Below are 12,488 nucleotides of genomic sequence, written 5' to 3' on the forward strand. Positions count from 1 at the left end.
CCGGCGATCATGAAGTTGGCTGGCGGGAAAGCGCTTCCCGAGGCAGCCAACCTCATGATCGCCGCGTCCGTGCCGCAGTGCTGCGGGTGAGGAGCGGGTGGGGTGGGGTGGGGTTACTCGTCGGCGCCGGGGGTGGCCGGGCGGGAGCGGGCGTCCACGAGCGGGTCGGGGGCGGCGGCGGACGTCGGGAACGGTGGCGGCGTCCCGCCGTAGCTCGGGCACAGCGCCTGGTGGTTGCACCAGTCGCACAGGCGGCTCGGCCGGGGACGGAAGTCCTGCCGGGCTGTGGCCTGCTCGATCGCCCGCCACAGCGCCACCACCGTGCGCTCGAAGCGCACCAGCTCGTCGGCGTCCGGCGCGTAGTCGCAGACCTCGGCGTCCTTGAGGTAGAGCAGGCGCAGCACCCGCGGCACCACGCCCCGGGTGCGCCACAGCACCAGCGCGTAGAACTTGAGCTGGAACAGCGCCCGCGCCTCGAACGCCTCCCGCGGCGCCCCGCCGGTCTTGTAGTCGACCACCCGCAGCGCGCCGTCCGGCGCCACGTCGAGCCGGTCGAGGTAGCCCCGGATGAGCAGCTCGTCGTCCACCACCGCGGAGATCAGCGCCTCGCGCTCGGCCGGCTCCAGCCGGCGCGGATCCTCCACCGCGAAGTAGCCGTCCAGCAGGGCCGTCGCCGACCGGAGGAACTCCTGCGGCCCGACGGCGTCGCCGTCGGCGAACAGCGTGGCGAGCTCCGGCTCCTCGGTGACCAGCCGGTCCCACTGCGGGGCGACCAGGTCACCCGCCGACTCCGGGGTGCGGGCGGGGGCCGGCAGGTCGAACAGCCGCTCCAGCACGGCGTGCACGAGCGTGCCCCGGGCCTGCTCGACGGTCGGCCGCTCGGGCAGCCGGTCGATGCTGCGGAACCGGTAGAGCAGCGGGCAGGTCTTGAAGTCGGCCGCCCGCGACGGCGACAACGAGGCCCGCACGGTGACCGGCGCCGCTGCCGCCGTCTGGTCGCCGTGACTGTCGATCATCGGTTCCGCCGTCATGACCGGAAGGTTAGGGCACGCGTGTGACACGGCCGTCGCCGCCGCACCGGAGCATGATCGGGATCGAGCGCCCTCAGCCGTCCACGGCTGCGGGGGCTCACCGACGCTCAGCTCACGTAGCATCGGGCCGGTGCAGCAGCGGAGCCGAGGACCCCACCGGCCGGGGCTCAGCCTCGGCCGGGTCCTCGGGGTGCCGCTGCGCGTCGACGCCTCGATGCTGCTGCTCACCGTCGTCGTCACCGTGCTGTACGCGGCGCTGGCCCGCCGCCAGCTCGACCTCGGCCCGCTCGGCGGCTACCTGGTCGGCCTCGGCTTCGTGATCTCGCTGCTCGGCTCCGTGCTGCTGCACGAGCTGGGGCACGCGCTGACCGCCCGCCGGTACGGCATCGGTGTGCGGGGGATCACGCTGGAACTGCTCGGCGGCTACACCGAGATGGACCGCGACGCCCCCAGCCCGCGGGTCGAGCTGCTGATCTCCCTGGCCGGCCCGGCCGTCTCCGCCGTGCTCGGCGCCGGGGCGGTCGCCGCCACCCTCGCCCTGCCCGCCGGCACGCTCGGCCACCAGCTCGCCTTTCAGCTCGCGGTGAGCAACGTGGTGGTGGCGATCTTCAACAGCCTGCCCGGCCTGCCGCTGGACGGCGGACGGGCGCTGCGCGCCGCCGTGTGGGCGCTCACCCGCGACCGGCACCGCGGCACCGAGGTGGCCGGCTGGGTGGGCCGGGCCGTCGCGCTGGGCACGCTGGTGCTGGTCGTCGTGCTCACCATGCGCCGGGCGCTGGCCCCGCTGGCCCTGCCGCTGCTGCTGCTCGTCGCGCTGACGCTGTGGCGCGGCGCCGGCCAGTCGATCCGGCTGGCCCGCATCGGCCGCCGGCTGCACCTGGTCGACCTGGCCCGGCTGGCCCGCCCGGTGCTGCCGGTGCCCGCCGGCACGCCGCTGGCGGAGGCCCAGCGCCGCCGCGACGAGGCGGGCAGCTCCGAGGCGGCTCTCGGCGTGGTCGACTCGGCCGGCCGTACCGTCGCCCTGGTCGACCCGGCCCGCGTCGCCGCCGTACCCCCGGAACGGAGGCCGTGGGTCGCGGTGGACGAGGTGGCCCGCGACCTGTCCGCCGTGCCGGCCCTGCCGCTCGGGGCGGACGGCGAGCGCGTGCTGGAGACCGTGCGCACCCACCCGGGCGCGCAGTACGTCGTGACGGCAGGCGAAGATGTGGTCGGCGTGCTGCACATCGCGGATCTCGCCCAGCTCCTGGAACCCGAACGGAAGACGAACACGTGACCGCAGAGATCTCCACCGTCCCGGCGTTGCCCCCGGTCCACCGCGGGCCGTTCCGGCCGGGCGACCGGGTCCAGCTGACCGACCCGAAGGGCCGGATGCACACCGTGACGCTGGAGCCCGGCAAGGAGTTCCACACCCACCGCGGGATCCTCAGGCACGACACCCTGATCGGCCTGCCCGACGGCAGCGTGGTCACCACCGCGGGCGGCGGCACCGCGTTCCTGGCGCTGCGGCCGCTGCTGTCGGACTACGTGCTGTCCATGCCGCGCGGCGCCCAGGTGATCTACCCGAAGGACTCGGCGCAGATCGTCGCCATGGGCGACATCTTCCCCGGCGCCAAGGTGCTGGAGGCCGGCGCCGGGTCCGGCGCGCTGTCCTGCTCGCTGCTGCGGGCCGTCGGCACCGAGGGCGAGCTGCACTCGTTCGAGCTGCGCGACGACTTCGCCCAGATCGCCCGCCGCAACGTGGAAGCGTTCTTCAACGGCCCGCACCCGGCCTGGAACCTGCACGTCGGCGACGTCGCCGACTGCGCCGAGACCGGTTTCGACCGCATCATCCTCGACATGCTCACCCCGTGGGAGATGCTCGACATGGTCGAGCGGGCGCTCGTGCCCGGCGGCGTGCTGATCGGCTACGTGGCCACCACCCCGCAGCTGTCCGAGCTGGTCGAGGCGCTGCGCGAGCGCGGCGGCTGGACCGAGCCGCGCGCCTGGGAGTCGCTGGTGCGCGACTGGCACGCCGAAGGGCTCGCGGTCCGCCCGGACCACCGGATGATCGCCCACACCGCGTTCCTGGTCTCCGCCCGCAAGCTCGCCCCCGGCGTCACCGCGCCGCCGCGCCGGCGCAAGCCCAGCAAGGGCGCCGAGGCGTACGCGCAGCGCCGCGACGCCCTGCGTGCCGCCGCGGCCGCCCGCGCGGCGGAGGAGCCGCAGGAGTCCTGACCCCCGCCGCGCGGGCGCGCGCGCACGGGCGGATCATGTGTGCCGGTGGGGACGACACCTGAGCGGGTGGAGACGGTGGCATGAGCGAGCGGATCGGGGCGCGCGTCGGGCGGCGCGCCCGTGCCGGTGACCGAAACCGATGGCGGCGCCTCGGCGCGGGTCGGCGGGAGGCGGCGTGAGCAACCCCGGCTACGGCAACGGCGACCTGCCCGCCGTCTTCCCGGACTGGTCGCCCTACACCGACCTGGAGTCGGCCGCCCGGGCGTACCTGCGCGACCCGGACATCGCGCTGGAGGCGCTCGACGGCGTGCTGCGCGGCGCGTCCGTGCTCGGCTTCACGCTGGAACGCTTCGTCAACGAGGTGAACGGGGTGTGGCAGGAGGTCGTCGTCTGCGACGGCAGCCGGCTGGTGCTCTGGCACGGCGAGGACGTGCCGCCGGGGGAGGGGCCGCCCGGCGCGATGACCTCCTCGTTGCGCGTGGTGCCGCTGTCCACCGTCACCGAGGTCGGCTGCCGGCGGCGGCTCATGCGCGCCGACAACGGCACCGTACGGGTCGACAGCATCGACGTGTACCTGCTGCTCAGCTCGCTGGACGAGGCGCCGCCCAGCGACGAGGCGATCGGCGCACCCCGGCACGACGCGCTGCGCTTCGGCAAGACCCTCGACGACGGCGGGGCGGGACAGATCGCCCGGCTTGAGGAGTTCGCCCGGCTGGTCGCCTCGGTCGTCGGCCGGCCCCTGCTCTGAGGCGGACGCACGACGGGCCGGGGACGTGTGTCCCCGGCCCGTCGTGTCCGTCTCCGCTCAGTCCTCGGCCTCCGGGCCGGCCACCTCGACGCCGTCGCTGCCGCGCACGACGTGGATGCACTCGCCCGGGCACTCCTTCGCCGAGTCGATCACCTCGAGGCGCAGGTGCTCCGGCACGTCCACCCGGGCGCCAGGGGCCTGCCGCAGCTCGCCGTCCGGGCCCTTGACGTACGCCAGGCCGTCGACGTCGAACTCGAAGACCTCCGGCGCGTACTGCACGCAGAGCCCGTCACCGGTGCAGAGATCCTGATCCACCCAGACCTGCAGCTGGTCGGTCGCGACGTCGGTCACGAAGCACCCCCCATGTTCTCCCGTCCCACGCTCCGACGGTACCCGAACGCCCGTACCCGCCCCGCGACCAGCCCTTCGCGATCAAGCTTCGGTGACGAGCGCGTTGCTGTGGACCGAATCGGGCTCATAGCGGCTAGTGTTAGGTCAGAACGTTCAAGCCCCCCGGGGAGGTGGGACGTGGCACGCAGCGACGACGCGGACTCGCGCGCCGCACGGTGGGAAAAGGAAGCCCACGATCTCTCCACGCAGGTCGCGTTCCTGCAAGAGGAACTCGCTCTGGTGCGGCGCAAGTTGACCGAAAGCCCCCGACACGTCCGGCAGCTCGAAGAGCGGCTGGCGGCCACCCAGGCACAGTTGGCGCGGCTGACCGAGAACAACGAACGGCTCGTGAGCACCCTCAAGGAGGCTCGCGCGCAGATCGTGACGCTCAAGGAGGAGATCGACCGGCTCGCCCAGCCGCCGAGTGGCTACGGCGTCTTCCTGGCCAAGCACGACGACGGCACGGTGGACGTGTTCACCGGCGGGCGCAAGCTCCGGGTGGCCGTCTCGCCCTCGCTCGAGGTCGACGAGCTGCGCCGTGGCCAGGAGGTCCTGCTCAACGACGCGCTCAACATCGTCGACGCGTTCGGCTACGAGCGGGTCGGCGAGGTGGTGATGCTCAAGGAGATCCTGGCGGGCCCCGAGGGCGCTCCGGGTGACCGGGCGCTCGTGGTGTCGCACTCCGACGAGGAGCGGATCGTGCACCTCGCCGAGACCCTGATCGGCAGCGCGATCCGGGCCGGCGACTCGCTCATGATCGAGCCCCGCTCTGCGTACGCGTACGAGCGGATCCCGAAGAGCGAGGTCGAGGAACTGGTCCTGGAGGAGGTGCCCGACGTCAACTACGAGGACATCGGTGGCCTCCAGGCGCAGATCGAGCAGATCCGCGACGCGGTGGAGCTGCCGTTCCTGCACTCCGACCTGTTCCGCGAGCACCAGCTCCGGCCGCCGAAGGGCATCCTGCTCTACGGCCCGCCCGGCTGCGGCAAGACGCTGATCGCCAAGGCGGTGGCCAACTCGCTGGCCAAGAAGATCGCCGAGCGGGAGGGCAAGGAGCGGCACACCAGCTTCTTCCTCAACATCAAGGGCCCCGAGCTGCTCAACAAGTACGTCGGCGAGACCGAGCGGCACATCCGGCTGATCTTCCAGCGGGCGCGGGAGAAGGCCGGCGAGGGCACGCCGGTGATCGTGTTCTTCGACGAGATGGACTCGGTGTTCCGCACCCGCGGCTCCGGCGTCTCCTCCGACGTGGAGAACACCATCGTTCCGCAGCTGCTCAGCGAGATCGACGGCGTCGAGGGCCTGGAGAACGTCATCGTCATCGGCGCCTCCAACCGGGAAGACATGATCGACCCGGCGATCCTGCGCCCCGGCCGGCTCGACGTGAAGATCAAGATCGAGCGGCCGGACGCCGAGGCGGCGAAGGACATCTTCTCCAAGTACATCCTCGCCGGCCTGCCGCTGCACGCCGACGACCTGGCCGAGCACGGCGGCGACGCCCAGGCCACAGTCGCGGCGATGATCGACGCGGTGGTCCTGCGGATGTACTCCGAGACCGAGGAGAACCGCTTCCTCGAGGTCACCTACGCCAACGGCGACAAGGAAGTCCTCTACTTCAAGGACTTCAACTCCGGCGCGATGATCCAGAACATCGTCGACCGGGGCAAGAAGATGGCCATCAAGGAGTTCCTCACCTCCGGACGCAAGGGACTGCGCCTGCAGCACCTGCTCGACGCGTGCGTCGACGAGTTCCGCGAGAACGAGGACCTGCCCAACACCACCAACCCCGACGACTGGGCCCGCATCTCCGGCAAGAAGGGCGAGCGGATCGTCTACATCCGCACGCTCGTCTCCGGCGGCAAGGGCGCCGAGGCCGGACGGTCCATCGAGACCGCCAGCAACACCGGCCAATACCTCTAGTCCGACCGCTCGACGGAGGCCCGTGGCGTACGCGCCACGGGCCTCCGCGCGTACTCGGGGAGGCCGCCACACCCGACCGCCGCTGCCGCCACGCCCCCTCGGCGCGTCACGCCGACTACGCTCGACGTGACGGGGACCGGGACGGCGAGCGGAGCGGGCAGGTCGATGAGCGTTAGACGGATCATGGGCACCGAGGTCGAGTACGGCATCTCCGTGCCCGGTCAGGCCGGAGCCAACCCGATGGTCACCTCCTCCCAGGTGGTCAACGCCTACGGGGCGCGGCCGGAACTCAACCGGGGCGGCCGGGCCCGCTGGGACTACGAGGAGGAGTCGCCACTGCGCGACGCCCGCGGGTTCACCTACTCCGGCGCCGCGTACGACCCGGCCGAGGCGCTCGCCGACGAGGACCTCGGGCTCGCCAACGTCATACTCACCAACGGCGCCCGCCTTTACGTCGACCACGCGCACCCGGAGTACTCCACGCCCGAGGTGACGAACCCCCTCGACGTGGTGCGGTGGGACAAGGCGGGGGAGCGGGTGATGGCCGAGGCGGCCCGGCGGGCCGCGACCATCCCGGGCACCCACCCGATCCACCTGTACAAGAACAACACTGACAACAAGGGCGCCAGCTACGGCGCGCACGAGAACTACCTGATGCGCCGGCAGACGCCGTTCGCCGACATCGTGGCGTACCTGACGCCGTTCTTCGTCACCCGGCAGATCGTCTGCGGCGCCGGGCGGGTCGGCATCGGCCAGGACGGCGGCCAGGCCGGTTTCCAGATCTCCCAGCGGGCCGACTTCTTCGAGGTCGAGGTGGGACTGGAGACGACGCTCAAGCGGCCCATCATCAACACCCGCGACGAGCCGCACGCCGACGCCGACAAGTACCGCCGGCTGCACGTCATCATCGGCGACGCGAACCTGTCCGAGATCTCCACGTTCCTCAAGGTCGGCACCACCTCGCTGATCCTCGCCATGATCGAGGAGAAGGCGCTCGGCGCTGACCTGGGCATCGCCGACCCGGTGGCCGAGCTGCGCGCGGTCAGCCACGACCCGTCGCTCAAGCACCTGATGCGGATGCGCGACGGCCGCAGGCTGACCGCGCTGGACGTGCAGTGGGCGTACCTGGAGCGGGTCGGCTCCTTCGTGGACGACCGCTACGGCAAGGACGTGGACGCACAGACCGCCGACGTGCTGCGCCGCTGGGAGAGCGTGCTGGACCGGCTCGGCCGGGACGCGTTCGAGTGCGCCGACGAGCTGGACTGGGTGGCCAAGCTGCGGCTGCTGGAGGGCTACCGGGAGCGGGAGAAGCTCGGCTGGGGCTCGCACAAGCTGCAACTGGTCGACCTCCAGTACTCCGACGTGCGGCCGGAGAAGGGCCTCTACCACCGCCTGGTGCAGCGCGGCTCGATGAAGACGCTGCTCACCGACGAGCAGACCCGCACCGCGATGACCGAACCGCCGGAGGACACCCGGGCCTACTTCCGGGGCCGCTGCCTGGACCGCTACGCCTCCGAGGTGGTCGCCGCGAGCTGGGACTCGGTCATCTTCGACGTGGGCCGGGAGTCGCTGGTCCGGGTGCCGATGATGGAGCCCGAGCGGGGCACCCGCGCGCACGTGGGCGAGCTGTTCGACCGCTGCGAGAGCGCCAAGGATCTGCTGGAGACGCTCACCGGCGGGTGACCCCGATGCCGGAAGGCCCGCCGGGTGCCGGAAACGGGCACGCGACGGGCCTTTCGTCGCTCCCGCGAGGTAAGTTGATCGCAGGCGATCGTGGAGGAGGCACCACCATGGCGACGCAAGAGGGTGGGCAGACCCAGTCCGGCAAGTCCCGCGAGGAGGTCGAGGAGGTCACCGCTGAGGCCAACCCCGAGGTGGCCGAGCGGCACGCCGAGATCACCGAGGACGTGGACGACCTGCTCGACGAGATCGACTCCGTCCTGGAGGAGAACGCAGAGGAGTTTGTGCGAGGATACGTGCAAAAGGGAGGTCAGTGATCAAACAGGACTGAAACGGACATGCCGGTTCCCCTTGACGATCAGGATGGCCGACGTCGTTGCCGCGACTGCGGTGACTGGAACCCGCTCGATGAGTTCTGTGCGAGCAGCGAACGTCCCAGCGGCCGCGGCAGCTACTGCAAGCCCTGCGTCAACGCTCGCTCGAAGGCGAGCTATGCGAAGCGGGTGAAGCAGCGGTACGACCGTGAGGTGAAAACGCCGAGGGAAGTCCCGGACGGCCATCGCTTCTGCGCCGACTGTGGAACCGTAAAGCCCGTAGCCGACTTCCCTCGTAACCGCTCTGACAGCACGGGCTATGCGACCTACTGCAAGCCGTGCCACAACCACCGGACTCGTGAGACCAAGCAGCGGCTCTACGGTGGCGATCGCGAGTACCACCTGCGCCGCCGCTACGGGGTCGGGGAGAAGGAGTTCCAGGAGCTCCTGGCCGAGCAGGGCGGCGTCTGCGCGATCTGTCGGCGCCCTGATCCGGAACATCTGGACCACGATCATCGCACCGGATGGGTGCGCGGGATACTCTGCTTCAACTGCAACGGTGGTCTTGGCCAGTTCAAGGACAACGCCGACGTCCTGGCCAGGGCGATCACGTACCTGAGAGGAACCACGTGGCAGCGGGTTTTGATCCATCCGGGCGTCTTCCAGATGTGTTCACCAACGCGGGGACGTCCTCCTTCACAGCGTTCCTGAGCAAGGTGGCCCCCGAGATGCTGCCCGGCCGTCGGCCGCTGCCGCCCGGCATGGCCGCCGACATGGCGCCGCACGCGACCACGATCGTGGCCATCTCGGCCGCCGGCGGTGTGGTCATGGCCGGCGACCGGCGCGCCACGATGGGCAACCTGATCGCCCAGCGCGACATCGAGAAGGTGCACCCGGCCGACGCGTACTCGCTCGTCGGCATCGCGGGTACGGCCGGCATCGGCATCGAGCTGATGCGACTGTTCCAGGTGGAGCTGGAGCACTACGAGAAGATCGAGGGCGCGATGCTCTCGCTCGACGGCAAGGCCAACCGGCTGGCGTCGATGATCCGCGGCAACCTGGGCGCGGCCATGCAGGGCCTCGCCGTGATCCCGCTGTTCGCCGGCTTCGACCTGGCCGCGAGCGATCCGGCGCGGGCCGGGCGGATCTTCAGCTTCGACGTGACCGGCGGCCCGTACGAGGAGACCGGTTACGACGCCATCGGCTCCGGTTCGCTGTTCGCCAAGTCCGCGCTGAAGAAGCGGTTCCGGGCCGGCCTGTCGGTCGAGGACGCGACGCGGCTGGCGGTCGAGGCGCTCTACGACGCGGCGGACGACGACACCGCCACCGGCGGCCCCGACCTGACCCGGCGGATCTACCCGGTCGTGATGACCGCCACCGCCGAGGGCACCCACCGGCTCACCGACGCCGAGACGGCGGCGATCGCGGAGAGCGTGGTGTCCGGCCGGATGGAGAACCCCGGCGGCTGAGGCCGCTCCCACCGTCCACCGAGTCAGCAGTCCCGCAGAAGGAGAACCGCCGCCGTGGCCATGCAGTTCTACGCCTCGCCCGAGCAGATCATGCGCGACCGCTCCGAGCTGGCCCGCAAGGGCATCGCCCGGGGCCGCAGCGCGGTGGTCCTGAGCTACGCGGGCGGGGTGCTCTTCGTCGCCGAGAACCTGTCCAGCACGCTGCACAAGGTCAGCGAGATCTACGACCGGATCGGCTTCGCCGCTGTCGGCCGGTACAACGAGTTCGAGAACCTGCGCCGCGCGGGCGTGCGGATGGCCGACCTCAACGGCCTCAGCTACGACCGGCGGGACGTGAACGGCCTGGCACTGGCCAACGCGTACGCGCAGACGCTCGGCGCGATCTTCACGGAGCAGTCGAAGCCGTTCGAGGTGGAGATCTGCGTGGCCGAGGTGGGCGCCGCGCCCGAGGACGACTCCCTCTACCGGGTGACCTACGACGGCTCGGTGAACGACGAGCCGGGCCGGATGGCGATGGGCGGGCAGGCCGAGGCGATCAGCGGGGTGCTGAAGAACGAGCACCGGCCGGAGATGTCGCTGTCGGAGGCGGTCCGCGCCGCCATGAAGGCGCTGAGCAGCGTCGGCGGTGAGGGCGGGGCGGCCCGCACGATCGCCGCGAACCAGCTCGAGGTGGCGGTCCTGGACCGGCGCCGGGTGGGACGTACGTTCCGGCGGGTGACCGGCGCGGCGCTGACCGCGCTGCTGGACGGCGACGCCGAGGCCGACACCGCGCCCGCGCCGGGCCGGGCGAAGACGCCGACAGTGCCCACGGAGGAGGCGAAGAAGCCGACCATGTCGGCGGGTTCGGCCGATCTGGAGGGCAACGCGGAGGACGAGCCCGCCGAGTGACGCGCGTTCGCGGACCCCGACACCTCGCCGAGGTGGCGGGGTCTTTCGCGTACGGATGCCGCCACCTCACCGATCCGCGCCGGGGAGATCGCAAGCGGCGAGCGTCGGCGCTGCCCATCGGAGGCTCCGGGCGGCTAATGTCTCATCATGGAGCGGCGAATCTTCGGCCTCGAAACCGAGTACGGCGTCACCTGCACCTATCGCGGGCAACGCCGACTGTCCCCCGACGAGGTCGCGCGGTACCTGTTCCGGCGGGTGGTGTCGTGGGGCCGGTCGAGCAACGTGTTCCTGCGCAACGGCGCCCGCCTCTATCTGGACGTGGGCTCGCACCCGGAGTACGCGACTCCGGAGTGCGACTCGGTGACCGACCTGGTGGCACACGACCGGGCCGGTGAGCGGATCCTGGAGGGGCTGCTCGTCGACGCGGAGAAGCGGCTGCACGACGAGGGCATCGCGGGCGAGATCTACCTGTTCAAGAACAACACCGACTCGGCGGGCAACTCGTACGGCTGCCACGAGAACTACCTGGTGTCCCGGCACGGCGAGTTCGGCCGGCTCGCCGACGTGCTCATCCCGTTCCTGGTCACCCGGCAGTTGATCTGCGGCGCGGGCAAGGTGCTGCAGACGCCGCGCGGCGCGGTCTACTGCCTGTCCCAGCGGGCCGAGCACATCTGGGAGGGCGTCTCGTCGGCGACCACCCGCAGCCGTCCGATCATCAACACCCGGGACGAGCCGCACGCGGACGCGGAGCGCTACCGGCGGCTGCACGTGATCGTCGGCGACTCGAACATGAACGAGGTCACCACGCTGCTGAAGGTCGGCACCGCCGACATCGTGCTGCGGATGATCGAGGCCGGTGTGGTGATGCGCGACCTGACGCTGGAGAACCCGATCCGGGCGATCCGCGAGGTGTCGCACGACATCACCGGCCGGCGCAAGGTGCGGCTGGCCTCCGGCAAGGAGGTCTCGGCGCTGGAGATCCAGCAGGAATACCTGGCCAAGGCGACGGAGTTCGTGGAGCGCCGGGGCGGCGACCAGACCGCGAAGCGGGTGGTCGACCTGTGGGGCCGGGTGCTGCGCGCGGTCGAGACCGGTGACCTGGACCCGGTGGCCCGCGAGATCGACTGGGTCACCAAGCTGAAGCTGATCGAGCGGTACCAGCGCAAGCACGACCTGCCGCTGTCGCACCCGCGGGTGGCGCAGATGGACCTGGCCTACCACGACCTGCGGCGCGGGCGCGGCCTGTACGGGCTGCTGGAGCGCCGCCGTGAGGTGGACCGGGTGGCCACCGACCCGGAGATCTTCGAGGCGAAGGAGACGCCGCCGCAGACCACCCGGGCGCGGCTGCGCGGCGAGTTCATCCGTCACGCCCAGGAGAAGCGGCGCGACTTCACCGTGGACTGGGTGCACCTGAAGCTGAACGACCAGGCGCAGCGCACGGTGCTGTGCAAGGACCCGTTCCGGGCCTACGACGAGCGGGTGGAACGGCTGATCGCCAGCATGTGATCGGGTGGGCGGCCGGTGCCCGGCACCGGCCGCCCGTGCACGGGTACGCTGGCGTCGCGATGAACACTTCCGAATCCGCCGGTGGGTCCGGCCGCGAGACGTCCTCGGACCGTGACGGCACCGAGAAGCTCAACTGGATCGACCGCCGGCGGGAGAAGATCCGCGCCGAGATCGAGCGCAACAGGCGCGGCGACTACACGGTGCCGACGTGGGTGCTGGCGGCGGCGCTGGTGCTGATCGTGGGGGCCTGGCTCGGGCTGATCCTCTTCCTGGGCTGAGCACCGCGCGGGTCAGCCCGGTCCCGCGACGCCGGCCGCGTGATCCGGCG

13 protein-coding genes are annotated in these 12,488 nt (G+C 71.4%); 11 read left to right on the forward strand and 2 right to left on the reverse strand.

What is annotated here, in order from left to right:
* Nucleotides 1-113: 113 nt before the first annotated feature.
* Nucleotides 114-1,031 carry a RecB family exonuclease gene (locus V6U82_RS25075; RefSeq protein ID WP_435123553.1) on the reverse strand — a complete coding sequence of 306 codons (918 nt, stop codon included), beginning with the start codon at nt 1,029-1,031 and terminating at the stop codon, nt 114-116.
* Between the two features lie 214 nt (nt 1,032-1,245).
* Here V6U82_RS25075 and V6U82_RS25080 point away from each other — a divergent pair, with 214 nt between their 5' ends.
* The 3 genes from V6U82_RS25080 (at nt 1,246) to V6U82_RS25090 (ending at nt 3,993) form a co-directional block, all read left to right on the forward strand.
* A complete protein-coding gene (locus V6U82_RS25080; protein WP_334465156.1) occupies nt 1,246-2,304 on the forward strand; it encodes a M50 family metallopeptidase in 1,059 nt (352 codons plus the stop codon).
* Nucleotides 2,301-3,245 carry a tRNA (adenine-N1)-methyltransferase gene (locus V6U82_RS25085; protein WP_334465059.1) on the forward strand — a complete coding sequence of 315 codons (945 nt, stop codon included), beginning with the start codon at nt 2,301-2,303 and terminating at the stop codon, nt 3,243-3,245. Before V6U82_RS25080 ends, V6U82_RS25085 begins: the two co-directional genes overlap by 4 nt.
* A gap of 175 nt (nt 3,246-3,420) precedes the next feature.
* Nucleotides 3,421-3,993, forward strand: a complete 573-nt coding sequence (locus tag V6U82_RS25090; protein WP_013476950.1) for a hypothetical protein — start codon at nt 3,421-3,423, stop codon at nt 3,991-3,993.
* A gap of 57 nt (nt 3,994-4,050) precedes the next feature.
* Here the strand turns inward: V6U82_RS25090 and V6U82_RS25095 are convergent, their stop codons facing one another.
* A complete protein-coding gene (locus tag V6U82_RS25095; RefSeq protein ID WP_013286103.1) occupies nt 4,051-4,344 on the reverse strand; it encodes a ferredoxin in 294 nt (97 codons plus the stop codon).
* A 177-nt stretch (nt 4,345-4,521) separates the two neighbouring features.
* Between V6U82_RS25095 and arc the strand changes: the two genes are divergently transcribed.
* The 8 genes from arc (at nt 4,522) to V6U82_RS25135 (ending at nt 12,438) form a co-directional block, all read left to right on the forward strand.
* Nucleotides 4,522-6,303, forward strand: a complete 1,782-nt coding sequence (gene arc / locus V6U82_RS25100; protein ID WP_018784497.1) for a proteasome ATPase — start codon at nt 4,522-4,524, stop codon at nt 6,301-6,303.
* Nucleotides 6,304-6,468: 165 nt separating this feature from the next.
* Nucleotides 6,469-7,986 (forward strand): depupylase/deamidase Dop, encoded by a 1,518-nt coding sequence (gene dop / locus V6U82_RS25105; protein ID WP_128137894.1) that lies wholly within the window; start codon nt 6,469-6,471, stop codon nt 7,984-7,986.
* Nucleotides 7,987-8,093: 107 nt separating this feature from the next.
* Nucleotides 8,094-8,300: a ubiquitin-like protein Pup gene (locus V6U82_RS25110; protein ID WP_013286106.1), complete on the forward strand. Its 207-nt coding sequence runs from the start codon at nt 8,094-8,096 to the stop codon at nt 8,298-8,300.
* A 21-nt stretch (nt 8,301-8,321) separates the two neighbouring features.
* Nucleotides 8,322-9,008, forward strand: a complete 687-nt coding sequence (locus V6U82_RS25115) for an endonuclease VII domain-containing protein (RefSeq protein ID WP_334465067.1) — start codon at nt 8,322-8,324, stop codon at nt 9,006-9,008.
* Nucleotides 8,927-9,766, forward strand: a complete 840-nt coding sequence (prcB, locus tag V6U82_RS25120; RefSeq protein ID WP_181726645.1) for a proteasome subunit beta — start codon at nt 8,927-8,929, stop codon at nt 9,764-9,766. Before V6U82_RS25115 ends, prcB begins: the two co-directional genes overlap by 82 nt.
* 54 nt (nt 9,767-9,820) lie before the next feature.
* Nucleotides 9,821-10,654, forward strand: coding sequence for a proteasome subunit alpha (prcA, locus tag V6U82_RS25125; protein ID WP_442933465.1), 834 nt, complete (start codon nt 9,821-9,823; stop codon nt 10,652-10,654).
* 147 nt (nt 10,655-10,801) lie between these two features.
* Nucleotides 10,802-12,160, forward strand: coding sequence for a Pup--protein ligase (pafA, locus tag V6U82_RS25130; RefSeq protein WP_013286109.1), 1,359 nt, complete (start codon nt 10,802-10,804; stop codon nt 12,158-12,160).
* A 59-nt stretch (nt 12,161-12,219) separates the two neighbouring features.
* Entirely contained in the window at nt 12,220-12,438 is a 219-nt protein-coding gene (locus tag V6U82_RS25135) for a hypothetical protein (protein WP_013286110.1), read from the forward strand.
* Nucleotides 12,439-12,488 lie beyond the last annotated feature (50 nt).

The organism is Micromonospora sp. CPCC 205554, assembly GCF_036902745.1.
In the GTDB taxonomy this organism is placed as follows: domain Bacteria; phylum Actinomycetota; class Actinomycetes; order Mycobacteriales; family Micromonosporaceae; genus Micromonospora; species Micromonospora tulbaghiae.